The 24,870-nt window shown below is 70.3% G+C and carries 22 protein-coding genes and 1 pseudogene; 8 read left to right on the top strand and 15 right to left on the bottom strand.

Going from position 1 to position 24,870, the window contains the following annotated elements:
- Positions 1-18 precede the first annotated feature (18 nt).
- The 4 genes from M8J74_RS28045 (at position 19) to M8J74_RS28030 (ending at position 3,612) form a co-directional block, all read left to right on the top strand.
- The gene (locus tag M8J74_RS28045; RefSeq protein WP_249839110.1) at positions 19-237 is read left to right on the top strand and encodes a DUF3311 domain-containing protein; all 219 of its coding nucleotides are present in this window, start codon (positions 19-21) and stop codon (positions 235-237) included.
- 91 nt (positions 238-328) lie between these two features.
- Positions 329-2,416 (top strand): carbon starvation CstA family protein, encoded by a 2,088-nt coding sequence (locus M8J74_RS28040; protein ID WP_372500295.1) that lies wholly within the window; start codon positions 329-331, stop codon positions 2,414-2,416.
- Entirely contained in the window at positions 2,413-2,601 is a 189-nt protein-coding gene (locus tag M8J74_RS28035; protein WP_249839108.1) for a YbdD/YjiX family protein, read from the top strand. Before M8J74_RS28040 ends, M8J74_RS28035 begins: the two co-directional genes overlap by 4 nt.
- Positions 2,602-2,679: 78 nt before the next feature.
- On the top strand, positions 2,680-3,612 hold the full coding sequence (locus tag M8J74_RS28030) for a hypothetical protein (protein ID WP_249839107.1): 933 nt from the start codon (positions 2,680-2,682) through the stop codon (positions 3,610-3,612).
- Between the two features lie 829 nt (positions 3,613-4,441).
- On the opposite strand, the pseudogene M8J74_RS28025 reads toward M8J74_RS28030, so the two are convergent.
- From M8J74_RS28025 to M8J74_RS28010, 4 genes and pseudogenes are all read right to left on the bottom strand, one after another.
- Positions 4,442-5,038 (bottom strand): annotated as a pseudogene (locus M8J74_RS28025) (ABC transporter); the annotation flags it as partial.
- A 241-nt stretch (positions 5,039-5,279) separates the two neighbouring features.
- Positions 5,280-5,960: a class I SAM-dependent methyltransferase gene (locus tag M8J74_RS28020; RefSeq protein WP_249839106.1), complete on the bottom strand. Its 681-nt coding sequence runs from the start codon at positions 5,958-5,960 to the stop codon at positions 5,280-5,282.
- 228 nt (positions 5,961-6,188) lie between these two features.
- Positions 6,189-6,914: a class I SAM-dependent methyltransferase gene (locus M8J74_RS28015; protein ID WP_249839105.1), complete on the bottom strand. Its 726-nt coding sequence runs from the start codon at positions 6,912-6,914 to the stop codon at positions 6,189-6,191.
- Positions 6,911-7,426, bottom strand: a complete 516-nt coding sequence (locus tag M8J74_RS28010; protein ID WP_249839104.1) for a hypothetical protein — start codon at positions 7,424-7,426, stop codon at positions 6,911-6,913. Before M8J74_RS28010 ends, M8J74_RS28015 begins: the two co-directional genes overlap by 4 nt.
- A 135-nt stretch (positions 7,427-7,561) precedes the next feature.
- On the opposite strand from M8J74_RS28010, the gene M8J74_RS28005 reads away from it, so the two are divergent.
- The 3 genes from M8J74_RS28005 to M8J74_RS27995 all read left to right on the top strand — a co-directional run bounded on the left by M8J74_RS28005 (position 7,562) and on the right by M8J74_RS27995 (position 11,042).
- Entirely contained in the window at positions 7,562-8,836 is a 1,275-nt protein-coding gene (locus M8J74_RS28005) for a sensor histidine kinase (protein WP_249839103.1), read from the top strand.
- Positions 8,824-9,474 carry a response regulator transcription factor gene (locus M8J74_RS28000; RefSeq protein ID WP_249839102.1) on the top strand — a complete coding sequence of 217 codons (651 nt, stop codon included), beginning with the start codon at positions 8,824-8,826 and terminating at the stop codon, positions 9,472-9,474. The genes M8J74_RS28005 and M8J74_RS28000 overlap by 13 nt, the downstream gene beginning before the upstream one ends.
- 485 nt (positions 9,475-9,959) lie before the next feature.
- A complete protein-coding gene (locus tag M8J74_RS27995) occupies positions 9,960-11,042 on the top strand; it encodes a class I SAM-dependent methyltransferase (protein WP_249839101.1) in 1,083 nt (360 codons plus the stop codon).
- On the opposite strand, the gene M8J74_RS27990 is transcribed toward M8J74_RS27995, so the two are convergent.
- The 3 genes from M8J74_RS27990 to M8J74_RS27980 form a co-directional block, all read right to left on the bottom strand.
- Positions 11,011-11,754 carry an ABC transporter permease gene (locus M8J74_RS27990; RefSeq protein WP_372500290.1) on the bottom strand — a complete coding sequence of 248 codons (744 nt, stop codon included), beginning with the start codon at positions 11,752-11,754 and terminating at the stop codon, positions 11,011-11,013. The genes M8J74_RS27995 and M8J74_RS27990 overlap by 32 nt on opposite strands.
- Positions 11,755-11,865: 111 nt before the next feature.
- Positions 11,866-13,563 (bottom strand): purine-cytosine permease family protein, encoded by a 1,698-nt coding sequence (locus M8J74_RS27985; RefSeq protein ID WP_249839099.1) that lies wholly within the window; start codon positions 13,561-13,563, stop codon positions 11,866-11,868.
- A 301-nt stretch (positions 13,564-13,864) separates the two neighbouring features.
- Positions 13,865-14,947, bottom strand: coding sequence for a substrate-binding domain-containing protein (locus tag M8J74_RS27980; protein ID WP_249839098.1), 1,083 nt, complete (start codon positions 14,945-14,947; stop codon positions 13,865-13,867).
- Between the two features lie 108 nt (positions 14,948-15,055).
- Between M8J74_RS27980 and M8J74_RS27975 the strand changes: the two genes are divergently transcribed.
- Complete coding sequence (locus M8J74_RS27975; protein WP_249839097.1) at positions 15,056-15,517, top strand: MarR family winged helix-turn-helix transcriptional regulator; 462 nt, start codon at positions 15,056-15,058, stop codon at positions 15,515-15,517.
- 731 nt (positions 15,518-16,248) lie between these two features.
- Here the strand turns inward: M8J74_RS27975 and M8J74_RS27970 are convergent.
- The 8 genes from M8J74_RS27970 to M8J74_RS27935 form a co-directional block, all read right to left on the bottom strand.
- Entirely contained in the window at positions 16,249-16,938 is a 690-nt protein-coding gene (locus M8J74_RS27970; RefSeq protein WP_249839096.1) for an Rv1363c family protein, read from the bottom strand.
- Positions 16,939-16,979: 41 nt separating this feature from the next.
- Positions 16,980-17,504, bottom strand: a complete 525-nt coding sequence (locus M8J74_RS27965) for an Rv1363c family protein (protein ID WP_249839095.1) — start codon at positions 17,502-17,504, stop codon at positions 16,980-16,982.
- Complete coding sequence (locus M8J74_RS27960) at positions 17,477-18,754, bottom strand: MCE family protein (protein ID WP_249839094.1); 1,278 nt, start codon at positions 18,752-18,754, stop codon at positions 17,477-17,479. The genes M8J74_RS27965 and M8J74_RS27960 overlap by 28 nt, the downstream gene beginning before the upstream one ends.
- A complete protein-coding gene (locus M8J74_RS27955) occupies positions 18,751-20,028 on the bottom strand; it encodes an MCE family protein (RefSeq protein WP_249839093.1) in 1,278 nt (425 codons plus the stop codon). The genes M8J74_RS27960 and M8J74_RS27955 overlap by 4 nt, the downstream gene beginning before the upstream one ends.
- Positions 20,025-21,131, bottom strand: coding sequence for an MCE family protein (locus M8J74_RS27950; protein WP_249839120.1), 1,107 nt, complete (start codon positions 21,129-21,131; stop codon positions 20,025-20,027). Before M8J74_RS27950 ends, M8J74_RS27955 begins: the two co-directional genes overlap by 4 nt.
- 8 nt (positions 21,132-21,139) lie before the next feature.
- Entirely contained in the window at positions 21,140-22,213 is a 1,074-nt protein-coding gene (locus M8J74_RS27945) for an MCE family protein (protein WP_249839119.1), read from the bottom strand.
- Between the two features lie 383 nt (positions 22,214-22,596).
- Positions 22,597-23,634, bottom strand: a complete 1,038-nt coding sequence (locus tag M8J74_RS27940; RefSeq protein ID WP_249839092.1) for an MCE family protein — start codon at positions 23,632-23,634, stop codon at positions 22,597-22,599.
- A complete protein-coding gene (locus M8J74_RS27935; RefSeq protein ID WP_249839091.1) occupies positions 23,631-24,866 on the bottom strand; it encodes an MCE family protein in 1,236 nt (411 codons plus the stop codon). Before M8J74_RS27935 ends, M8J74_RS27940 begins: the two co-directional genes overlap by 4 nt.
- Positions 24,867-24,870: the final 4 nt, after the last annotated feature.

Raw genomic sequence — 24,870 nt, 5'->3', positions numbered from 1 at the left:
GGGAGAGGAGCGCAGGTCATGGCACGGACCGGTCATCACCGGCTACGGCGCGTCGCGATCGCCGTACTGCTTCTCGCACCCGCCGCGGGCCTGCTGTGGGTTCCCTGGTACGCCGGCGCGGAGCCGCGGCTTGCGGGTACACCGTTCTTCTACTGGTACCAGCTCGCCTGGGTTCCGGGGTGCGGTCTGTGCCTGCTCGCCGCGTACGCGCTGACGGACCGACATCGCCGACGCTGATCCACTCGCATCTTCTGTCACACCCTCGAGGTGAGGAGCCGCCATGCCCGAAACCGCCCTCAAGGCGCCCGAAAAGCCAGCTAAATCACGTATGTCACCTCGGTCGGTCCTGCTGTGGGCCACCGTCTCCGTGCTCGGCGCCGTCGCCTGGGGCGTCCTCGCCCTCTCCCGGGGGGAGAAGATCTCCGCGGTCTGGCTGGTCGTCGCCGCTCTCGGTTCGTACGCCATCGCCTACCGCTTCTACTCCCGCTTCATCGTCCGGCGGGTCCTCAGGCCCGACGACCGCCGCGCCACCCCGGCGGAGCGCCTGGAGGACGGGGTCGACTTCCAGCCCACCGACCGCCGGGTGCTGCTCGGCCACCACTTCGCGGCGATCGCGGGCGCCGGCCCACTGGTCGGCCCCGTCCTGGCGGCCCAGATGGGATACCTGCCCGGCACACTCTGGATCGTCGCCGGCGTGATCTTCGCGGGCGCGGTGCAGGACATGGTGGTTCTGTTCCTGTCGATGCGGCGCGACGGCACCTCGCTCGGGCAGATGGCCCGTGACGAGATCGGCCGGGTGGGCGGGGCCGCGGCCCTGGTCGCCGTCTTCGCGATCATGATCATCCTGCTCGGAGTGCTCGCCCTGGTCGTGGTCAACGCCCTCGCACACTCTCCCTGGGGCACCTTCTCCGTCGCCATGACCGTCCCCATCGCCCTGTTCATGGGCTTCTGGATGCACCGCATCCGCCCCGGCCGGGTCGTCGAGGCCAGCCTCATCGGCGTGGTGCTGCTGCTGCTCGCGATCGCCGGCGGCAGCTGGGTGCAGAACTCGTCGCTGGCGTCCACCTTCACCCTCAGCCCCACCACCCTCGTCTTCTGCCTGATCGGCTACGGTTTCGTCGCCTCCGTGCTCCCGGTGTGGATGCTCCTGGCCCCGCGCGACTACCTCTCCACCTTCATGAAGATCGGCACCATCGCGCTGCTCGCCGCCGGCGTCGTGGTCGCCGCACCCGTGCTGCACGCGGACGCGGTCAGTAAGTTCGCGACCTCGGGCGCGGGCCCGGTCTTCGCCGGCTCCCTCTTCCCCTTCCTGTTCATCACCATCGCCTGCGGCGCGCTGTCCGGCTTCCACGCCCTGGTCGCCTCGGGCACGACGCCCAAGCTGATCGAGAAGGAGTCCCAGGTCCGGATGATCGGCTACGGCGCCATGCTGATGGAGTCGTTCGTCGCGATCATGGCGCTGATCGCGGCGGCGACCCTGGAGCCGGGGCTGTACTACGCCATGAACGCGCCCGCCGGACTCCTCGGTACGACGGCCCAGTCGGCGTCCCACGCCGTCGCGGGCCTCGGCTTCACCATCACCCCGGAGCAGCTCACGCACGCGGCCGGCGCGGTGGAGGAACAGACCCTGATCGCCCGCTCCGGCGGCGCCCCCACCCTGGCCGTCGGCATGTCGGAGATCTTCTCCGGCGTCTTCGGCGGCACGGCGCTGAAGGCCTTCTGGTACCACTTCGCGATCATGTTCGAGGCGTTGTTCATCCTCACCACGGTCGACGCGGGCACCCGGGTCGGGCGCTTCATGCTCCAGGACATGCTCGGCAACGTGTGGAAGCCGGTCGGCCGGGTCAACTGGAAGCCGGGCATCTGGCTGTGCAGCGGCCTCGTCGTGGCCGCCTGGGGCTACTTCCTCTACACCGGCGCCACCGACCCGCTCGGCGGGATCAACCAGCTCTTCCCGCTGTTCGGCATCGCCAACCAGCTCCTCGCGGCCATCGCCCTCGCCGTCTGCACGACGGTCCTGATCAAGTCCGGTCGGCTGCGCTGGGCCTGGGTGACCGGCGTCCCGCTCGCCTGGGTCACCGCGGTCACCTTCACCGCCGGCTGGCAGAAGATCTTCTCCGGCGACTCCAAGGTGGGCTTCTTCGCCCAGCGCGCGAAGTACGCCGACGCCCTGCACGCCGGCCAGGTCCTGCCGCCCGCCAAGTCCCTCGACGACATGCACACCGTGGTCACCAACTCCACGGTCGACGGCGTGCTCATCGGCCTCTTCCTGCTGCTGGTGGCCGCAGTGATCGCCAACGCGGCACTGGTGTGCGTGCGGGCCGTACGCCGGCCGGGCGCGCTCCCCACGACCGAGGCTCCCTACGTCGAGTCCCGTATCGACGCGACTCCGGAGCTCGTGGAGGTGGGGCCGTGAAGGCCGTGGCCTGGGCGCGAACGGTGGGCTGGTACCTGCGCGAGCTGACCGGGGAGGCCGAATACGACCGCTACTGCGAGCGCCACCGGCGCCACCACCCGTTCGCACCGGTGCCGACCCGCCGCGAGTACCAGGTGCTGCGCACGCTGCACCGGGAGACCCACCCGCAGGGCCGCTGCTGCTGAGGAACGCGGGGCGGGCGCCCCGACCGGCGCGCCCGCCCCTCTCGGCACCGGGGCACCGGAGCAAGAGGAACAGGACCGATGTCCAGACGCCGCCCAGCCCTGCTGATCCGCCCCGAACTCGACGACCGGGCGCTGCACTCCACCCTGGAAGAACTCCGTCCCGGCCGGCAGCTCCACGGTCTCGGAGCGGGCCGCCCCCGTCCCCTCTGGGAGCCGGCCGCCGATCTGCTCGCGGAGACGGGGCCGGACTGGGACCGCCGGGTGCACCGGGTCGCGGTGCTGGCACGCGCCCTGCCACCCTCAGTCTCCGAGCGGTGGGCGGCCGACCGGCCCGGCGACGGGGACGCCCTCGTGCTGCGGGCCTGGGCGCGCTCGGTCCGTGCCGCGGCCGAGGGGCACGGCGCCGTCCCGGAGGCCGAGCGGGCATGCCTGCGGGCGGCCGAGTCCTGCCCACGGGACCCTGCTCCCTGGCTGGCGCTGCTCGAACTGCTGCACTCACTCGCCGTCCCCGCCCACGAGGCGGTTCCCGTGTGGAGCGAGGCCGTCAACCGCGCCCCCTGGCATCGGACCGCCTACCACCAGCTCCTGCGCTACCTGTCCCCGCGCGGCCACGGCACGGTCGCGGACATGCTCGACTTCGCCGCGCAGACCGCGGCTCGCGCGCCGCACGGCTCGCCGCTCGCCCTGCTCCCCGTAGCGGCCCGTGTCGAGCTCGTCGCCCACCGGCAGCGGCGGATGCCCCTCGGCGCCGACGGCCACTGGCACGAACCCCGGGCGGCCGAGGAGCTGACCGCGGCCCTGAGCGACTGGTTCGAGACCACCGCCGCGCCGCACGCCGAAGTCGTCACCGACCTCAACCTCCTCGCCTTCGCCCTGATCCGCAGCCGTCGCCCGGCAGAGGCGGGCGCCGTTTTCGGGCGCATCGGCCCCTACATGACGCCGCAGCCATGGGGGCTGCTGCCCGATCCGGAGCGCACGTTCCTGTACTGGCGGGACCGGCTGGGCCGGTGAGACTCACACCGAGGCCGGATCCGCCTGCACCGGGTCGTCCGCCGCGGCTACCTGCGCCCGGTGACGGCGCTCCCGGCGGACCAGCCCTTCGCCTACAGACGGCGGGTGGCATGCGGTGGTGGCTCCCTCTGTTCGACGCCGCGTGCGTAAGCCCGCTCGGGAAGCCGCGACGGAGTCGGCGCCGTTGAGGCTGCGGTCGATTGCGTGCGGGAGCGCAGCCGGTCAGGGTGTCCGCGCGGGATACCCGGCGCGGACACCGCCGGCAGGCGACCCACATGGGTGAGGGGCCGGCAAGCGGGGCGGAGTGGGGCGGCCGTCGCCGGGTGCCGGCGCAACCGGCGGCGGCCGCCGGCGCGAGGGCTCCGCGTCGCTCCCTATGGTGCGGTGCCCTGGCACGCGGATCGTTCTCGCGGGTTCTGGGGCCTGCGGTACGCCCCAGCTTGAAACCGGCCCCAAGGACGAGGGGCCTCGAGCGGCCGCGGGATCGTTCGCGTCGACGCGGGCCCGGTTTCCCTGCCGGTTCCGCCGCACCCTGCAACGCCGACGTCCCACACAGGTGCTCACGGCGATGGCCTGTGTGCGAAGCCGTTCCACCATCCGGAGGTCGGCATGTTCCGCCCACGAGCCGAGGCCTCACCGCAGGGTCACCCCGAGGAACTACTGGAACCGCTGACCACCCCGTCGACCGTCCACCGGCGGTCGGCCAGCGGGCATGTGCTCCTTGACGGCAGGTCAGCCGTGGTTCTCGGGGGCGTCCGGCAATGCGGCGTGCCGGAGGGTCCGCCCTTCGTCGCATGCCGCTGTCGGCGTTTCGCGGTGAGGATCCGGATCAGGGGCGCGCGAGCCTGGCCGCCACATAGGGTGCCGTGGCACTGCGGCGGGCCCTCGCCACCCTGGCCGGCGGCCCCGCCGCGACCACCCGTCCACCCGCGTCGCCGCCGCCCGGACCGAGGTCGATGACCCAGTCGGCAGTGGCGATGGTATCCAGGTCGTGCTCGACGACGACGACCGTGTTGCCGGCGTCGACGAGCCGGTGCAACTGTCGCAGCAGCAGCGCGATGTCCGAGGGGTGGAGGCCGGCCGTCGGCTCGTCGAGCAGGTACAGCGCATGCCCGCGCCGGGCTCGCTGCAGTTCGGTCGCGAGTTTGATGCGTTGCGCCTCGCCACCGCTGAGTTCCGTCGCGGGCTGGCCCAGCCGCGGGTACCCCAATCCCACCTCGCGCAACGTCTCCAGACTGCGGGAGGCGGCCGGGACGGCGGACAGGAACTCGGCGGCGGCGTCGACGGTCAGCACCAGTACTTCCGCGATGTTCTTGCCTTGGTGGGTGACTTCCAGCGTTTCGGCGTTGTACCGGGCGCCGTGGCAGGTCGGGCATGGCGCGTAGGTGCCGGGCAGGAACAGCAGTTCCACCGCGACGAATCCTTCGCGCCTGACCCAGGTCATGTGGCACCCCTACAGCGCCCACGCCCAGGCGTTCCTGCAGTCCCGCCGCGGGCCCGGCAGGCGGTCGCGGAGACCTTCGACATCCTCTGGCTGAACTGGGACCGGACGACCGCCGGCCTCGACACCCCGCAGCGCCTGGACGCTGCTGCGCACCAAGGTCCTCTCCCGCACCCTCGCCACCCGGCCCGCCACTACGACCTGCGCACGGCCGCCCTTCACCAGCTCAGCGCAGCCGTCGCGCGCGCAGCACCAGGTCGTCGGTATGGTGCGCGCCGGCGCCGCCGTCGGGCGCCACGCGTGGGCGCTGCTCGTTCACCTCCACCTTCCAGTCGTCGGTGAGCAGGGCGGCGACCATCGAGGGCCAGACGTAGTCAGCCGGGTCGAAGCCGCTGTCGTGCGCCTGCTGAGTGTCCATCCCCGCGTGGTGGACGAGCAGCAGCACGCCGCCGGGTGCGACGGCCGTGAGCAGCGCTCGCTCGGCTGCCGCGTCGGGGGTGCGCAGCAGGGCTGGATACTGCGCGGAGACCAGGTCGAAGGAGGCCGGCGGGAGCGCCGCTTCCGTCAGCTCGGCGTGGACCCAGCGAACGGCGACGCCTGCGTCCCGCGCGTGCCCGGCCGCCCGCTCCAGCGCCACGCCCGAGACCTCGAGCGCGGTCACGTCCCAGCCGCCGCGCGCGAGCCAGACGGCGTCCGCGCCCTCGCCGCAGCCGACGTCGAGGACCCGCCCGGGGGTGAGCCCGGCGACCTCGGCCACGAGCGCACCGTTGGGCCGGCCGCTCCACAGCTGTTGTCGGTCGGCGTATCGGTTGTCCCACTCCGCCCGCACCGCTGGGTCTCCGACGTATCCGTCGCCGGGCAGGGAAGTCTCAGACGCGGGCGATCCCGCTGTGATGTCGTCGGTCATGGGCCCAACGTCACCCGTCGTGGCCCGGTCACGCCAGTCCTGTTGCCGCTCCGGCAAAAGAGTCCAAGGAGAGAGGCACCGTGGCCGGCCGCGGTTGGGGCGGAGCCCTCTCGCTTCTTGGAGCGGCCCACCGTGCACCAGCTTGTTCAGCTCGGTGATCGCGGTCCCTGCGTGGGGTGTTCACGCTTTCCCGTCGTCGTCTTCGCGCCCGCCGTCGGCGAGGTGCTCTCACTGGGGAACGGGCGCATGGGCTCCGCAGGGTCGGAAGCGGGCGAGGTACGCCGGGCTTGGGCCGCGGCGCTCGGTCAGGTGGAGGCCGGCCGCGTCGGCGAGCCGATGCAGCCGGCCGAACGGGATCCAGTGCCGGTCGAAGAACTCGCCGATCACCAGTCGCCCGCCTGGTGCCAGCACCCGTGCCGCCTCGCGCAGTACCCGATCCGGCTCGGGGATCTCGCCGAGTGCGGTCACGGCGTATATGGCGTCGAAGGTCCCGTCGGCATAGGGCAGTTCACGTGCGTCCGAGCGGATGGGCGTGATCGTCGCCAGGCCGTCGCGCTCTGCGCGGCACATCACGTGGTCGAGCATCTCCTGCTGGATGTCGAGCACATCGAGCCGTCCCTCAGGCCCGAGCTGCGGAGCGACGTGCAGCGACTGCAGTCCGGTCCCCGGGCCGATCTCCAGGATCCGCTCTCCCGGCCGCGGCCGCAGGACGGCGTCCATCCGGTCGGCTGTCAGGAACGGCAACGGCACCTCGAGGAGGCCGCGTTGGGCGTACGGATAGGGTGCCGTGTCGCCCAGCCACCAGGCGGCGGCCAACGCAGCGCCGACGCCTGCGGCGAGCACCCAGCGGGTCCGGGCCGGCATCGGGGCGACGGGGGCGGTGGTGATGCGGTGCATGGTGTTCTCCGGTGGATCGATTCGGTCCATGGCATGTGGCTGGTCGGCCGGCGTCATCCGTGGCGGCTCAGCGCCCGCAGCGCCAGCCGGCCGCACAGCGCGGCCAGCGGCAGCTCGGCGCCGAGCGCCATGGCGACTGCGGAGGCGAAGTCGCCGCCCGGGGTCGCGGTCGTGGTGTCGAACCAGGCGTCCACAGCAAGCAGCGTCGCGGTCGCGGCGGCTGCCAGGGCGTGCCGCCGGTCGCCGCGGGCGGCGAGGAGGCCGGTGGCGATCAGGCCGAGCGCCTCCAGCGCGTCGAGCCCGACCCAGGCGACCGGCCAGTGCGCCGCGGCAGCGGTGGCCGGCAGGCCGGTGGCCAGCACGTACAGCCACGGCAGCAGGGCGAGACCGCAGGCGACGAGCAGCCAACCGGCCCGCCGCATGCCCCGCGCCGGGCGCTGCCACTGCGCCTCTTCGTGGAGCGGTGTGACCTCGGCCCGGTCGAAGCCTTGGGCACCGGCCAATTCGTCCTCGTACAAAACCAGTTGACGCATCGTCTTCCCCCGCTCTCCGCCGGCTCTGCCCTTCACGTGCTCCACCCTGCGCCGCACACTGGGGCGCCGTCAGTCACGCAGGGTTCCGACCCGGGGTGGAGAAAAGTGCACCCCCGAACCGGGCGGGAACGTCATGGCACGGGGATGGCCTGGGGCTTTACCGTTTGACGCATGCGAATCACGACGTGGCCGCAGCTGGTGCTGGGCCGGCCGTTCCGCAGGGCGGGACACCGGACCGCGCTCGTCGCCGCCGGCCTGCCGCTCCACCTCGCCGTGGTGCCACTGTGGCTCTGGCTGGCCGGCACGATGGCGGCGTTGGTGCGCGCGCCCGGCGCGCTGGCCGTGACTCCGCTGCCCGTGCTGCTCACGCTCGGCCTGACACCCCTGCTGACCGCCGGGCAGCGGCGGCGCTACCGGGCGCTCGGCGGCAAGGACCTCCCGCGCCCCGCCGTACCCGGGCCCGGACGCAACAGGAAGTCGGTGGTACGTCGGCTGACCACGCGGGCCTTGTGGCGGCAGGCCTGCTATCACGCCGTGGCGGGTCCGCTGCTCGCCGTCCTGGACCTCGCTGTCCTCGCCGTCTGGGCCGCCGCTCTCGTGGCCGCCTCCATCTACGTGTGGATCTGGGCGCTGCCCCCGCAGTGGCGGGTCACCGACCTCGGGTACACCACGCAGGCCGCGTACATCACCGCCGGCGGCCTCGCCCTGCTGTTCCTCGGGCCCCGGCTGACCGGCGCCCTGGTGCGGCTCGACACCCGGGCGGCCGAGGTCCTGCTCGGCCCCAGCCGTGCGGAGAAACTGGCCCGCCGGGTGGCCGACCTCGCCGAGAGCCGGGCCGGTGTGCTCGACGCCGCCGACGCCGAGCGGCGGCGGATCGAGCGCGACCTGCACGACGGCGCACAGCAACGCCTCGTCTCACTCGCCGTCAACCTGGGCCTGGCCAGATCCACCCTCGGCGACTTGCCGGAGGACGTCCGCAAGGTGATCGACGAGGCGCACCGTGAGGCGAAGGAGGCGATCGCCGAGCTGAACGACCTGGTGCGCGGCCTGCATCCGGCCGTCCTTGAGGACCGCGGCCTCGACGCCGCGCTGTCGGGGGTCGCCGCCCGCCTCCCGATCCCGGTGCGCGTGGCGGTGGACCTGCCGCGGCGCCCCTCACCCACCGTCGAGGCCGTCGCGTACTTCGTGGTCTCCGAAGCCCTGACGAACGTGGTCAAACACGCCCAGGCGACCCGGGCGGACGTGACCGTGGAGCGGATCAGGGAGACACTGCTGGTGGTCGTCGCGGACGACGGCGCGGGCGGCGCGGATCTCGCGGCGGCCGTTGATGGTACCGGGCTCGCCGGGCTCGCCAAGCGCGTCGCGTCCGTCGACGGCACGTTTTCCTGCCGCAGCCCCGCCGGGGGCCCGACCGTCATCACCGTGGAGCTGCCGTGCGCGCCGTGATCGCCGAGGATTCCCTCTTGCTGCGCATCGGCGTGGTCAAGGTGCTGGAGGCGGCCGGCTTCGAGATGTGCGCGCAAGTCGCCGACGCAGAAGGGCTGCTGGCGGCCGTCGAGGAGCACCGGCCCGACATCGCAGTGATCGACGTGCGCATGCCGCCCGGCTTCACCGACGAGGGAGTACGCGCCGCGCTGGTGATCCGCCGCCAGTACCCGGGTACCGCCGTGCTCCTGCTGTCGCAGTACGTGGAGGAGCGGTACGCCGCCGATCTGCTGGCCGCCAACACCTCGGGCGTCGGCTATCTGCTCAAGCAACGGGTCGCCGACGTCGAGGAGTTCACCGAGGCGGTACGCCGGGTGGCGGCCGGCGGCACCGCGCTCGACCCGCAGGTCGTCGCGCAACTGCTGGTGCGTCGGCACAGTGATCCGCTCGACCGGCTGACACCGCGCGAGCGGGAGGTGCTGGAGCTGATGGCGGGCGGCCGGTCCAACTCCGGCGTCGCCGCCGAGCTGGTCGTGAGCGAGAGCGCGGTCGCCAAGCACATCAACAGCATCTTCACCAAGCTCGACCTACCCAAGGCCGACGCCGACCACCGCCGCGTCCTGGCGGTGCTGCGCTTCCTGGGCATTGCGACCGCATAGTGGGCGATCACGCCTGCATGCCCAGTCGACCACGTTGCTGAGCAGCACTTGGTGGGGAATGCGGCACCTTCGGACAGGTGTTGACCATGCTTTGCCGCGCTGGGTGCCAAAGGCGGTGGCCGTGGTGCGCAGGGCCATGGCATGGGTGGGGCTGGTCATCACTGGTGTCCTCGCGGTCTTCGGGGTCGGGAGTGGGGCTCGGGCTGGTCGGTCGGCGAGGCATCGCCACCCGCTACGAGAAGACAGCAGCTGTCTACCTGGCCGGACTCCACATTGCGAGCATCTTCCTCGGGTCAGCCAGGTGATCCAATCGAAACCGCCGAGGGCATCTGCCGCCGGCGCTCTCTCAGGCGGCTGCGTACCTCATCCACAGGGTCGGGCGTTCTCGCTTCGTAAGATTCATGGCTTCGTATAGGGCTTAGCGTGACATATGGGGCACTGAGCTTTTCCGGTGCACCGTGGCTGCTACGGCGGAAGGAGCGATCATGTCCGTGATCGACAGGCAGCAGGCTTCCCTGGACCCCGCGAAGCAGGAGGCGTTTGCGGGCGAAGTCGTCGACGTCGTGAACAAGGCGGCGCTCGCTCTGCTGGTCAGCGTCGGCCACCAGTGTGGCCTCTTCGACACCCTGTCCGCACTTCCGCCCTCCACCAGCGCTGAGATCGCCAAGGCGGCGGACCTGGACGAGCGGTATGTGCGCGAGTGGCTGGGCGGCATGGTCGTCGGAGGGTTCGTCGAGTACGAGCCGGAGGCCCAGACTTACGTCCTGCCACCCGAGCATGCCGCTTCGCTCACGACCGCGGCGGGACCGGACAACTTGGCCGGGATAATGCCCTACATCGGCCTCATGGGCGAGGTCGAACAGCAGGTGGTGCGCTGCTTCCGCGAGGGCGGCGGCGTACCGTACTCGGCCTATCCACGCTTCCAGGCCCTGCAGGCCGAGGAGACCGTACGGGTCTACGACCTGGCGCTGGTGGACACGATCGTGCCGCTGGTGCCCGGACTTGATGAGCGGCTGAGCGCTGGTATCGACATGCTCGACGTGGGCACCGGGCAGGGACACGCCCCTCTGGTGCTGGCCCGGGCCTTCCCGGCCAGTCGCTTCCACGGCCTGGACCAGTCGGAGGCCGGCATCGAGAGCGCGCGAGCCCAGGCGGCTCGTGCCGGGCTGGACAACCTCCGTTACGTACAAGCCGATTCGACGCAGATCACCGGCGAGTACGACTTCATCACCGCCTTTGACGTGATCCACGACCTGGCCCGGACGGCCGAGACACTGGCGGCGATCGCGCGGGCCCTGCGCGCTGGCGGCACCTTCCTCATGGGCGACATCGCGGCGTCCAGCAAGCTGGAGGAGAACATCGAGCACCCCTTCGGGCCTGCGCTGTACGGATTCTCCGTCTTCTACTGCATGACGACCTCGCTCAGCACGGGTGGAGTCGGCCTGGGCACCGTGTGGGGACAGGAGACGGCGGTGCGGATGCTGCAGGAGGCCGGCTTCGGGAACGTCGACGTCGAGGCGGTCCCAGGCGACCCGCTCAACGTCTACTACGTTGCGACGAAGAATTGACGGTTGGTCGACGCGTCGCCGACGCAGGCGCCAGGACGCAACGAGCGCTGCCCTGGCCGGGCTGCGGCAGTACGGCGACCGCGGCGACCAGTACCGCGCCGCCCAGCACCTGCACGCGGTGGCGCTGGGCGAGGCCGTCGAAGACGCGGCGGCCCTGACCGCCGAAGGAGGCGTACGCGGCGATGGTGGCCGTGGCGACGACCTGGATGAGGGCGAGCCGCAGGCCGGTCATGACCAGGGGGAGCGCGAGCGCCAACTCGACCCGGAAAAGGACCTGACGGTTGCGTATCCCCTGGCCGCGCGCCGCATCCTTCACGTCGGGGTCGACGGCCGTCATCCCGGCGTAGGTGATGGTGACGATCGCCGGGACCGCGAGGGCGACCAGCGCGAGGTACACCGGCAGTATCGACAGGCCGCCCGCCGGGAAGACCAGCACGACCAGTCCGACGGTCGGCAGCGCGCGCCCGAAGGACGCGAGGTTGATCGCGATGAAGGCGCCCTTGCCGGTGTGGCCTATGAGCAGGCAGAGGGGGAGGCCGATCGTGGCGGCGATGAGGGTCGCTAGCAGGATCGTGAGGACCACGCCTACGATCACCGGTGTCGGGAAGTCGCGCTGGAAGCCCTCGGTGAAGAGCCGGCCGAGGCCGCCGTCGCCCGATGTAGGTGGCGACCGAGACCAGCGAGATCGGCATGACCGTGGCGATGCGGACACCTACCATCAAAGATCTCCAGAGCACACCTGACCCATTAACGGCGTCGACTCCGGCTCACGTCGAATGACGCGAGCCGGAGCCAAAAGCGACACACGGGAAGGCGGTGGCGGTCAGCCCTTGGACCGCACGGTGGGCATGGCCAGGGCGATCGGTCCCGTGCCGGAGCCGCTCTTGCAGGAGTCGTGGCAGTCCTTCTCCAGGCTGCAGCACAGTGAGCAGATCGCCCCGGCGTGGAAGGGGCAGTTCGCCACGTCCGGCCGCTCGAAGTCGGTCGTGCACACGGTGCAGGTCAGCAAGGCCGCGGAGGGCAGGCCGTCCGCCCCGAGCAGCGGCTCCTCCAGGTCGTCTACGCGGGCGATGTAGTACTTGCCCTTCGTGAGCACCGCGAACAGCGGTGAGAGGACCATCGCGAGGAACAGGGCGATGAAGGGGGAGTACGCCTTGCCGTAGTCTCCGAACGCCTCGAAGTAGGCCGCGATGGAAACGGCCGAGGCGATGAGCATCGATCCGAAGCCGACCGGGTTGAAGTTGTACAGATGGGCGCGCTTGAACTCGATGTACGAGGGGCTGAGCTTCAGCGGCTTGTTGATGACGAGGTCGGCGACGACCGCGCCGATCCAGGCGATGGCGACGTTGGAGTAGAAGCCGAGGACGGTGTTGAGGAAGCCGAAGACGCCGCCCTCCATCAGGGCCAGGGCGATGCCGACGTTGAGGAAGATGTAGACGACGCGGCCGGGATGGCGGTGGGTGAGGCGGGAGAAGAAGTTCGACCAGGACAGCGAGCCGGAGTACGCGTTCGTCGAGTTGATCTTGATCTGGGAGAGGATCACGAAGAACGTGGCCAGGCCCAGCGCGACGGGTGCGGCGAAGGTTTTGAAACCGTGGACGTACTGCTGGATGGGCTCGTTGGCCTTGGACAGGCCGACGCTGCCGGCGATGTAGAAGGCGAGGAAGGCCCCGCCGATCTGTTTGGCCGCGCCGAGTACCACCCAGCCCGGGCCGGCGGAGAGTACGGCGCCCCACCACTTCTTGCTGTTCTCAGGTGTCTTGTCGGGCATGAAGCGCAGGTAGTCGACCTGCTCGCCGATCTGGGCGATCAGGGACAGGGCCACGCCTGCGCCCGCGCCGACGCCGAGCATGCTGATGCTGGAGCCGGTGGGGGAGTTGCCGGCGAAGTGCGTGAACTGCGAGAACCTGTCCGGCTCCTGGACGGCGATGGACACGAACGGCGCGACCATCAGCACCAGCCAGACCGGTTGCGTCCACACCTGCATCTTCGACAGGGCGGTCATGCCGTAGATGACCAGCGGCAGGATGATCAGCGAGCAGATCAAATAGCCGACGGCGAGCGGGATGTGCAGGCCCAACTCCAGGGCCTGAGCCATGATCGAGCCTTCGAGCGCGAAGAAGATGAAGGTGAAGCTGGCGTAGATGACCGAGGTGAGCGTGGAGCCGAGGTAGCCGAAGCCCGCCCCCCGGGTGAGCAGGTCCATGTCGATGGAGTACTTCGCCGAGTAGTAGGAGATCGGGATGCCGGTCAGGAAGATGACCACCGCCGCGGCCAGGATCGCGACCATGGCGCTCGAGAAGCCGTTGGAGATGGCGATCGAGCCGCCGATGGCGAAGTCGGCGAGATAGGCGATGCCGCCGAGTGCCGTGGTGGCCACCACGTAGGGGGTCCAGCGGCGGAAGGACTTCGGCGCATACCGCAGCGAGTAGTCCTCCAACGTGTCGTTCTGCGCCCAGTTGTTGTACGTCCGTCCGCCTGTACTCGTCGGCGGTGCTTCCGTGTCGACGATCTCCGTCACGACATTCCCTCTTCCCAGCACTGGGGGCGGCCCCGGCGACACCGGGTGATTGCACGGAAGAGTCACGCCGCACTGTTTCTTGAGCGTTTCGCTTCCTTTAAGGGAAATCTCTTTAACGGGCCTTTATTCGACGCGCGTAGACAGCGAGCCACCAGGATTGGAATATCGTAGGACGGGGCGCCCGCCTGCGGGCGACTGAGGCGAGCGAAGGCCTGATTGAATACCAGTGCCTCGCCTCCGCCAGATGCTTCCCGTAGAAAGTATTTCTGTGGCAAGGTAATGTCAACGGCGGGGATCGGGGTCAGAGTTGGGTGACGATGTGGAAGTCGAAGACATCGGCCCGTGCCAGATACAGCCGTTGGGTGAGATGGTTGCCACGCAGCCGCAGTACGCCGCGCGGGCCCTCGTAGGAGACCGTGTCGCCCACTGCGCACATCACCCGCACATCCAGCGACCGCGCCCGCTCGGCCAACGCCGCCAGCAGGCGCACCCCCTCGAAACACGACTCGCCCAGACTGCCCACGACTGGGGCTTCCACGCCGAACCGTGCCGCGTAACGGGCACTGAAGTCCAGGCTCTCGGCGGTCGCGAGCGTCTCGAAGAAACCGGCCGTCGCCCACAGTCCGTCGGTGGCCTCGGCACCGGTGGCCAACAGGATGTTCTCGTCCATATGGGTGCTCAGCCGCAGACACCGCTGGTGAAGGCCGTAGGCGGCGAACGCGCGGTTGAAGCGTGCCGCGTCGTCGCCGACCAGCAGCATCAGCACCGCGTCCGCCTCGCACCGCTCGATCCGGCGCAGCACCGGCCCGAACTCGTGCGTCCCCAATGGCACGAAGACCTCGTCGCGCACCAGACCGCCGCACCCCCGGGCGTAGCGACGTGCAGCGCGGGCGGTCACGCGCGGCCACACGTAGTCGTTGCCCACCGTGCACCAACGTCGCGCGCCGGTCGCCTCGGTCAGCAGCCGCATAGCCGGCAGCAGTTGCGCGGCATCGGTCTCGCCCGTCAGGAAGACCCCGGGTGTGCGCTCGCCGCCCTCGTACTGGGCTGTGTAGACGTAGGGCACGCGGCCCGCGATCCGCGGCAGCAGTGCCTGGCGCACGGCCGAGGTGTGCCAGCCCACCACCCCGTCGACTGCGCGCAGGGACACCAGGGCCTCGACGTCGACCGCCACCCGCTCCGGCGATGCCCCGCCGTCCACCGTGACCAGGCGGACCTCCCGGTCCAGCACGCCGCCCGCGGCGTTCAGTTCCTCCGCGGCCAGTTGTGCGGCCAGCTCGCATGACGGGCCGAAGACCCCCGCGGGTCCCTGCAGCGGCACGACCAGGGCCACGACCAGCGTCGTGCTCGAATCGCCGTTCTCTGTCGGCGGCACCTGATGCACAGACCACCTCCGTGAGGGCACTGGGCGCGGATCCCGGTCCGGGCCCCGGCACCCTCGCGGAGGCTCGTCATCTGCACGAACACTAGACCTACCGGAAGGACACCGGCAATGCCGTCCGAACCCTCCTCCCCGGACCTTGCCCACCTCCTCAGTCACGCCGAACGACGCGTCGGCCGGCGCTTGGCCGCGGTGCTGGCCGAGCAGAACTGCTCGGTGGAGGAGTGGCGCGTCCTGTCGGCCATCGCCGACGGCCAGGGCCACCCGATGTCCGAAATCGCCGACCACGCCCTCATGCCGGCGCCCACTCTGACTAAGCTCGTCGACCGCATGGTCGCCGGCAACCTGGTCTACCGTCGCCCCGACCCCGACGACCGTCGCCGTGTCCTGCTCCACCTCACCGGCCGCGGCCGCATCCTCCACCAGCGCGCCGCCCACCGCGCCCACTCCGATCAATCCCGGCTTCTCAACGCCATCGGAGACCAGGGAGAACTCGCTCGGCTCCTGCCTCTGCTCGCGGCGACGATCGACGGATTGCCTGCTGTGGCGCCCAACAGGCCGCCGCAGCGTTGAACTGTTATGCCCGCTGCAGCTTCCCTGGGGCACCAGCGTTTCCGACCTGCACCTTGAGCTCGTCCATGCCCGGCGGCGGTTCTGAGCTGGTCAGGCGGCTTCTCGCAGTGTGTAGCCGTGGGTGACATCGTGGCGTGCGATTCAAGACCAGCCGCGGTCGCCGCCACTCCTTCAGCTCCGACCAGATCCTCCTCGCGCAGCTTCGCCAGCCGGCGAAGGGTCTGCTCGATCCGCACTGCCGGCGCCATGACCAGACGCATCTGTTCGGTGATGGCTATCCGGTACTGCGCCAGGAATTGCCTGCGCCAGTCGGTCCGTTCCGGGGCGCATCTACGTTCAGCATCAGCGGTGCCTGCCTTCCCGTGCGGTGCGGCGCCGTTCCTCATCCGGCTGCTGCGCGTACCGCCCAGGCCAGCAGCCGGCCCCGACCAAGATCCCGACCAGGCCGGGGCCATGGGTGGAACGGTCGTGACAGACAGCTGTCCGCAGCCACAAGGGCCGGGGCGTCGAAGAAGGCCAGCTTCGCCTCGCTCGCCGCACGTCAGCGGATGTCGGGCTTGGTGAACGACGCAAGGATTCTGTTCTTCGGCCGCCGGGTGCCATGGAGCCGCGTCACCACCACGGTGAACACGGGTTGGCCGCCACCATAGATGGAAGACTGCCTGCGGTGAGGGAAGCGCATACATGAATGCCCCCGCGCGGAGGGCGCGGGGGCGGGCCGAAGAGGCTCATCAGAGCGCGTCCACGGCGCTCACCTTCCAGCCGTCCGAGGTGCGGCTCATCGTCATCCGAACCCGGTTCAGGTCCAGGCGCGAGCCCGAGACCTGGGTGCTCTGCGTGACCTGGTTGACGAAGAGCAGGACGGTGCACCTGTCCGGTGCCGCCGAGACGACGGAGGCCGCAGTGACCGACGCCTTCACCACCCCGTGGTACTTCTTCGCCGTCGGCCCGACCACACTCGCCGTCGTCTTCCCGTACTCGTCCCGGAAGTGCCCGGTCAGCCGATCACGTGCCCGGGCGAAGCCGCGGTCCAGATGCCGGTAGTCGTACGACAGCACGACCGGCGCCGCCTTGCGCGCGGCCGTCAGGGCCTGTGCCCGGGCGCTCTCGGCCCGCCGCTCCTGCCCGTACTGCCAGCCGAGCAGCGAGACCGCGACCAGGCCCATGACCAGGAGGGCGCCGAGCACCGCGGTGAGCAGCCACCGCCGGGACGGGCGAGCTGGCGCCTCGTCCGTCAGGTCCTCGGGTGACGGTTCCGGCGGGTCCTCCCAGCCGTCCGCGGCCGGCGGGTCGATCGTCAGGGTGCGCCCGGTGAGGGGTTCCTCGGGCTGCTGCTTCGGGCCCTCGACCCGCCGGGTGCGCTTGGCAGCCGCACGGGCGGCCGCGTTCATCGTGCGGCTGCGGGCTGTCGGGTTCGTCATCGTCGTACTCCTCACTGGTGGTGCGTGACCGGTGGTGCGGGTCAGCCCACGAACTCGACGTCGGAGGTGAGCCAGCGCCCGTTCCGGTAGACCAGGTCGAGCTGCAGCCGATAGGTGCGTGCCTCTCCCTTGGGCACGGCAGTGTTGGTGACCTTGCTGTCGGCGACCACCAGGACGCGGGCCGAGTGCGCGTCGGAGCGGACGATGCCGGCGTCGAGGACCTGCCCCTCGGAGACCGACCGGTTCTCGGCGACGAGCTTGGTCAGGTCCTGGGTCTGCGCGCTGAACTGCTTCTTGAAGTCACCGGTGGCGCCATCGAGGACGTTGGCGCTGTCCCGGTCGTAGTGCCGGTAGTCGAGCGAGGTGAAGTTCAGCGCGGACTGACGGGCGGCAGACAGGATGCCTTGGCGCCGCACGTCCTTCTCGTGCTGGTCGTACAGGCGCAGGCTCAGCCAGAGAGCAACTGCCGTGGTCAGGAGGGTCGCCACGACGAGTCCGACCGTGAGTGCCTTCCCGTTTCCGCCGAGTTCCCTCACGGTCAGGCCATAGGACCGACGAGCAGCCATTGCCACGACTCCTTTCCGAACACCGTCTGCTGGCCGCCCGTCGAGCCGATCTCGACGGGCCTTCCGTCCGGGCCGGTCGCGGTGCCGGTCTCCGGGTCGTACGGCGTGACGTACGCCGCCTGGTTCGCGCCGCCCGAAGCCGAGCGTGCGCCGGGGGCGTTCTGCGCGCCCCGTACCGAGGTCTTGCTGCCGCGCGGAGCTGCGCAGCGCGCGTCGGTGTTCGCCGCGCGCGTGCCGGTGTCCGACGGGTCCCGCCGGGTCGTGCCGTATCCCTGGGTGCACGGCGCCGGGTCGTCGGCGTTCACCACAAGGCCGAAGTGGAAGGTGCCGTCGCCCGGGACGACCGTGTAGCTGCCCGAGACGAGCGCCGGGAAGGTGACGAGCGCCTGCTCGACGCCGGGCAGGTGGGCCAGTGTGACCTGGCCGCCGCTGATCAGGTTGGCCAGCAGGACCGAAAGCTGCGGACCGGTCGACTTCAGCAGGGAGTTGACCTCCTGCGCGGCCGGCGCGGCATTGCCGATCAGCTTGCGCAGGTCCCCGTCGCTCGACTTCAACTGCTGCGTGAGCAGGGCCAGGTCGTGCGCGAACGACTTGATCGACGAGCCTTGGTCGGCCTGGGTCTTGAGGACCTTCCGGGAGTCCTCGATCAGCGAGATCGTCTGGGGCAGCGAGTCGGACGCCGACTCGACGAGCGCGTTGCCGGAGTCCACCAGTCGGCTCAGGTCGGGGCCGGTGCCGTTGAAGGCCTTGCCCAACTCGTCGACGGTCACCCGGAGATCGTTCTTGCCGACGGAGTTCACCAGCCGGTCCAGGCTGAGGACGAGGTCGGTGGTGGGCAGCGGCACCCGTGTGCTGCCCCGCGGGATCGCGCTGCCGTCGAGGAGGTACGGGCCGTGAGCCGTGCGCGGCTGCAGGTCGACGTACTGCTCACCCACCGCCGAGCGGTTGGCCACCACGGCGAGGGTGTCCGCCGGGATGCGCGGCGCCCCGTCCTTGATGTCGAGGGCGACCGACACACCGTCGTCGCCGGTCAGTCCCAGCGAGCCCACACGGCCCACCGGCACCCCGCGGTAGGTGACCTCGGCGCCCGGGAAGATGCCCCCGGAGTCGGCGAAGTCGGCCCGCACGGTGTAGCCGCGGTCCAGGAGGCTGTCCATCAGGCCGGTGTATTCGGCGCCGACGTACGACACCCCGACAGCGGTGACGGTGGCGAAGGCGAGCAACTGTGCTTTGACGGTACGGGTGATCACGGCTGGACCCCCTTCAGCATCAGTTCGGCGAGCGCGAGGTCGATGCCCTCGGGTGCGCGGGCGCCGGTGGAGTAGGCGCTTGTGCACACGGGCGGGCACAGCACGTCGCCGCCGCCCGAGGAGGCCGAGGGGGTCGGCAGGCCCGGCGTGCTCGGCAGCGCGGTCGGTGTGGGGACGCTCGGCAGGTGAGGGACGTCCGGGACGTCCGGGAGATCCGGCACGGGCGGGGTGCTCGGCGGCTGCGAACCACCCTTGTTTCCGCCGGAGTTGCCGCCCGCCACGTTCCCGTACAGGTCCGCGAGGTCGAGGTCCGCGGTGAGGTGGAGGTTGACGTAGTCGCCCTTGACCGCCTCCGTGGCGTTGCGCGGGAACGGATACGTGGTGAGCAGCTCCAGGGAGTCGGGCAGGTCGCTGCCCGCCTTGTTCAACTCCTGCAGGATCGGCCGGAGGTTCCTGAGGTTCGCGACCGTGTCGTCGTGCGATGCCTCGACCACCTTGGTGCCGGTCTTGCCGAGCTTCGACAGGGCGGTGAGCATCTTCGTCAGGTTGCGCCGCTCGTCGGCCAGGACCTTCAGCGCGGGCGGCATCGTGTCGACGGCCTTGGCAATGGTCTGCTTCTCCTTGCCGAGCCGCCCCGCGAGCCGGTCGACGGCCTTGATCGCGCGCACGATGTCCGCCTTCTGCTCGTCCAGCCCGCCGACGAACGTGTTCAGCTCCTTCAGCAGCGACCGGACCCGGTTCTCCCGGCCGTCCAGGGCCTTGTTCAACTCCACGGTGATCGTCTTGAGCTGGGCCACCCCACCGCCGTTGAGCAGCGCGGACAACGCGGACAGCACCTCCTCGACCTCAGGGTTGCGGCCGCTGCGGGAGAGGGGGATGCGGTCGCCGTCGCGCAGCCGGCCCACGGGGGCCGTGCCGGTCGGGGCGGCGAGCGCCACGTACTTCTCGCCGAGCAGGCTGGTCTGCCGCAGTTCCGCGACCGCGTTGGCGGGCAGCTTCACCGAGTCGGCGACCCGTAGCCGTACCCGCGCGTGCCAGCCGTCCAGCTGCACTTTCTCGACCGCGCCCACGGTCACGTCGTCGACCTTCACCGCCGACTGCGGTACCAGGTCCAAGACGTCGCGGAACTCGACGGTGACGTGGTACGCGTGCCCGTCGTCGGCGGCGCCGCCGGGCAGCGGGACGTCGTACCAGCCGTTGAACTCGCAGCCGGACAGCAGCAGCGAGCCGACCGCCGCCCAGGCGAAGGTTCCCACCGTGCGTCGTATGCTCATGCGCTCGCCCCCAGGATCCCGCCGAGCGTCCTGTCCGTCGTGCCCGTCACCGCGGTGCCCTGCGTGGGAAGTTCGGGCAGGGAGTCGAAGAGTTTCGTCAGCTCCTTGCAGTCGGGGTTCTTGCCGCCTTCGTCGCCCGTCGTCCTGAGCAGGGAGCACAGCAGCGAGGCCGGATCCTGGGCCTGCTGGGCGTTGTTGCGGGTGTCGAGGGTGCCGGAGGACGGGTTGTAGGTGTTGTTCAGGTTGGACAGACCGACGGGCGCGACCGTCAACAGCTGGTTCAGCGCGGCCCGTTGGGTGACGAGCACCTTCGTCACCTTGCTGAGGCCGTCTACGTCCGAGGTCAGCGACTTCTTGTTCTTCTTCACGAAGTCGGACACGTCACCCAGCGCCGCGGCGAGGTTCGCGAGTGCCGCCGCGAGGTCCTTGCGCTCGCCCGAGAGCTGCTCGGCGACCTTGGCGAGGCTGCTGTTGAACGACCGCACGCTCTTGTCGTCGGCCGCCAGCGCCGCCGTGAACACCTGCAGGTTCCGTACCGTGCCGAACAGGTCCGTGCGGCCGTCGGACAGGGTGGTGACCGCCTGCGAGAGGTCCTGGACCGTCTGGTTGAGGTTCTCGCCCTGTCCGTCGAGGTTGTCGGCGCTGACCCCGAGCAGCCGCGACAGGGAGCCGTCCTTGTTGGCGCCCTGGGGACCGAGGGCGTCCGCCGTGGTGTGCAGGCTGTCGAAGACGCGGTCCAGTTCCACGGGTACGGCGGTGCGCCTCTCGGGGATGACGGCGCCGTTCCGCAGGACCGGACCCTTGCGGTACACCGGCAGCAGTTGCACGTAACGGTCGCTGACCACCGAGGAGTTGATGATCGCGGCCTTCGCTCCGGCGGGGACCTTGCGTCCTTCGTCGTACTCGAACTCGACGCGCACCCGGTCGCCCTCGGGAGTGATCTTCCGGACCTCGCCGATGCGGACGCCGAGGACACGGACGTCCGAGCCGGGGTAGATGCCGACGGTGCGCGGGAAGTACGCGGTGACGTGGACCTTCCCGGGGCGCGGCCACAGTGCGTAGGTGAGTGCGGCGATCAGCGCCACTACGGTGACCAGAACCAGGTTTCTCCTCACTGTCCGCCTCCCGTCTTCGGGACCACCGGAGCGGCGACGAGGTTCTGGACGTAGGAGTCGAACCAGCGGCCGTTTCCGAGGGTGTTGGTGAAGACCCGGACGTACGGCGCGAGCAGCTTCACGCTGCGGTCCAGGCTGGACTGGTTGCGTTCGAGCATCTGCACCACACGGTTCAGGCCTCTGAGGGCGGGCCCGATCTCCTTGTCGTTGTCGTCGACCAGGCCGGAGAGCTCGATGCCGAGCGTGGCCGAGGTCTTCAGCAGCTTGTGGATCGCCGTACGGCGCTTGCTGATCTCCTTGAACAGGCTGTCGCCGTCCTTGACGAGGGCGGTGAAGTCCTTGGAGCGGTCGGCGAGTACACCGGTGGTGCCGTTGGCGTGGTCGAGCAGTTCACCGAGGGCCTTGTCGCGCGAGGCCACCGTGCGGGAGATCCGCGACAGTCCCTTGATGGAGGCGCGTACCTCGGCGGGCGAGTCCTGGAAGGTGGTGGAGATGGTGTCCAGGGCCTTCGCCAGCTGCTGGGTGTCGACCTTCTCCGAGGTGGTAGTGAGATCGCTGAACGCCTGCACGACGTCGTAGGCCGCCACCGTGCGCCGCAGCGGGATCTCGCTGCCGGGGCTCAACTGACCCGGCCCCTTCGGCTGCAGGGCCAGGTACTTCGCGCCGAGGATCGTCTTGACCCGGATCGAGGCACCGGTCTGCGTGCCGAAAGCCGGGTCGCCCTTGACCTTGAAGGTCACCTTGACGTGGTCGCCGTCCAGGTCGACGTCCTCGACCTTGCCGACCTTCACCCCGGCGATCCGCACCTCGTCGCCGGGCTTGAGACCGCCGGCCTCCGAGAAGGCCGCGCTGTACGTCTTTCCGCTACCGATGTAGGGGAGGCTGTCGGCGTTGAACGCGGCCACCGTCAGCAGCGCGAGGACGGTGAGGCCCACGGCACCGATGACGACCGGGTTGCTCGCCCACCGCTTGAAAAGCGTGGGCGGTGCCCCCACGCGGAAGGGGAACAGGCGGGGGCGTCGGAGCCGTATGCGCGGGAGCCTGGGCGGGTCGATGCGGACCTTCATCATCGGCTGAGGCTTCGGCTGCGGCTTGCCGGGGCGTGGCGCTCGCCGGGGGAGCCGTGGTCTGGGCAGCTTCGGCGGGTCGATGCGGACCTTCATCATCGGCTGAGGCTTCGGCTGCGGCTTGCCGGGGCGTGGCGCTCGCCGGGGGAGCCGTGGTCTGGGCAGCTTCGGCGGGTCGATGCGGACCTTCATCAGGGGTTCCGGCCTGCTGGGGCGAGGTGCCCGACGAGGCAGCCGCAGGGTCGGCAGCTTCGGCGGGTCGATGCGGACCTTCATCAGGGGTTCCGGCCTGCTGGGGCGAGGTGCCCGACGAGGCAGCCGCAGGGTCGGCAGCTTCGGCGGGTCGATGCGCACTTTCATCAGGGGCTCCGGGCGCTGCTTGCGCGTCACGATCCGCACCTCGCCTTCGCCACGTGCATGCCAGGGCTCAGCACCTGCTTCGTCTTCGGCAGCACGATCCGGCCGTCGAAGTCGCAGAGGTAGAAGTTGAACCAGGAGCCGTACGACGCGGTCCCCGTCAGTGCGTTGAGCTTGTTCGGCAGCCGCTTCAGCACGCCCTCCACGGTCTTCTCGTTGTCGTTGAGCGTCCCGGTGAGATCGCTCAGTCGGGCGATGTCGTCCTTCAGCGGCGGCCGCGCGTCCGTCAGCAGCCCCGAGGTGGCGTCCGTCAGATCGCCGATGTTCACCAGCGACTCGCCGATCGGCTTGCGGTCGGCGGACAGTCCGGAGATCACCCGCCGGAGCTGCTTGAGCAGCCCGGAGAAGCGGGTGCCGCGCTTGTCCAGAGTCCCCAGCACGGTGTTGAGGTTGTCGATCACCGAGCCGATCAGCTTGTCGCGGTCGGCGAGTGTCGTGGTGAGCGAAGCCGTGTGCACCAGAAGGCTGTTGACGGTGCCGCCCTCGCCCTGCAGCGTCTTGATGATCTCGGTGGCGAGCTGGTTGACGTCCTGCGGGCTGAGTGCGGCGAACAGCGGTTTGAAGCCGTTCAGCAGGGCGTTGAGGTCCAGCGCGGGCTGCGTCTGCTTCAACGGGATGGTGGCGCCGGGCCTCAGCCGGGTGCCGTCGCCCGCGCCCTCGGTCAGGGCGACGTAGCGCTGTCCGACCAGGTTGCGGTAGCGGATGACCGCATGCGTGCTGGTGAGCAGCGGCCGGTCCGCGCCGACGGTGAAGGTGATCTCCGCCAGCGTCCGGTCCTTGATCCGGATGCCCTCGACCTCGCCGACCCGCACCCCGGCGACCCGGACGTCGTCACCCTTCTCCAGGCCGGTGACATCGCTGAAGACGGCACGGTACGTGCGCTCGGGAGTGAAGGAGACGTTGACGATGGTGGCGGCCAGCAGGGCCGTCGCCGCGATCGTGACCAGCGCAAAGACGCTGAACTTGACGAGGGGAGCCGCGGTCTGCCGGGCCGGGGTGGTCCTCATGCCACGCTCACCGCCGTCCCGCGCGCCATCGGCCCGAAGAGCAGCGTCGCGACCGGCGGCACCTCGTCGGCCGGCACGCCCATCACCGGCGACACCAGCGAGCCGACGGCCCGCTGCTCGGCCCGGGTGGCGGAGACGCCGGGCGGTCCTGAGGAACTCCCCTGCTTCGACCCGTCGTTGAGATGTACGCCGGGTGCGGGGACGGAAGGGCTGGGCAGATCACGGCAGTTGGGCCCCGAGTGCTCGCCGTATCGCGGCTCCTCCCCGGGCCGGTACGCCCCCCGCTGCCGTACGACTTCGAGCGTGATGTGCATCCTGCCGCCCCGAAAAGCCTGATCGGAGGCCTGTTCCTCGTGGGCCAGGCCGGCCAGGAGGCAGGGGTACTCGGGGGAGTAGCGGGCGAAGAGCTCCAGGGTGGGGCGGGAGACCCGGCCGAGGGTGATCAGCCGGTCGCCGTTCGCGTTGAGGAAGTCGTCCCCGGTGTCCGCGACCGTCACCGTCGTGGTGAGCGCGCTCGCGAGCCGGTCCCGCTCCTCGACCAGCGTGCGGCTGGTGGTGACAGTGTTGCGCAGGATCTCCATGAGGTCGGGGGCCGCGTCGCCGTACACCTCCGCGACGTCGGCCAGGCGGGCGAAGTCCTCGGTGAGGGAGGGCAGATGGGGATTGAGGCGGTGCAGATAGGCCTCCACGCGGGTGAGGTTGTCGCCGATCCGGTCGCCGCGGCCCTCAAGGGCGGTGGCGAAGGCGGAGAGCGTGGCGTTGAGCTTGCCGGGCTGCACGGTCCGCAGCAGCGGCAGCAGGTCGTTCATCAGCTGCTGCACCTCGATGCCGACCCGGGTCCGGTCCTGGGTGATGACGTCGCCGGCGCGGATGGGCGGGGCCGAGGTGTGCGCGGGCGCGACCAGGTCGACGTACTTCTCACCGAACAGCGTCTTCGGCAGCAGGCGTGCCCGCACGTCGGAGGGGATGTCGGCGACGTACTGGGGCTTGAGCGCGATGTCGAGCGTCGCCTTCGTCCCGTCGGAGTGCACCGAGCGCACCTCGCCGACCAGCAGGCCGCGCAGCTTGACGTCGGCGCGCGGGTCGAGCTGGTTGCCGAGGCCGTCGGCCTCCAGCTTGATCCGCACGACCGGGGTGAACGCCTGCCGGTACACGGCGACGGACAGCGACAGCAACAGTGCGAGGACGGCGAGGAACACCACGCCGTACAACCGCAGTCTCAGTACCCTCATACGG

Origin of the sequence: Streptomyces panaciradicis (assembly GCF_023516615.1) — a bacterium.
Lineage (GTDB): Bacteria > Actinomycetota > Actinomycetes > Streptomycetales > Streptomycetaceae > Streptomyces > Streptomyces panaciradicis.
The sequence above is the reverse complement of the archived record's forward strand: the minus strand, read 5'-3'. Positions and strand labels throughout refer to the sequence as shown.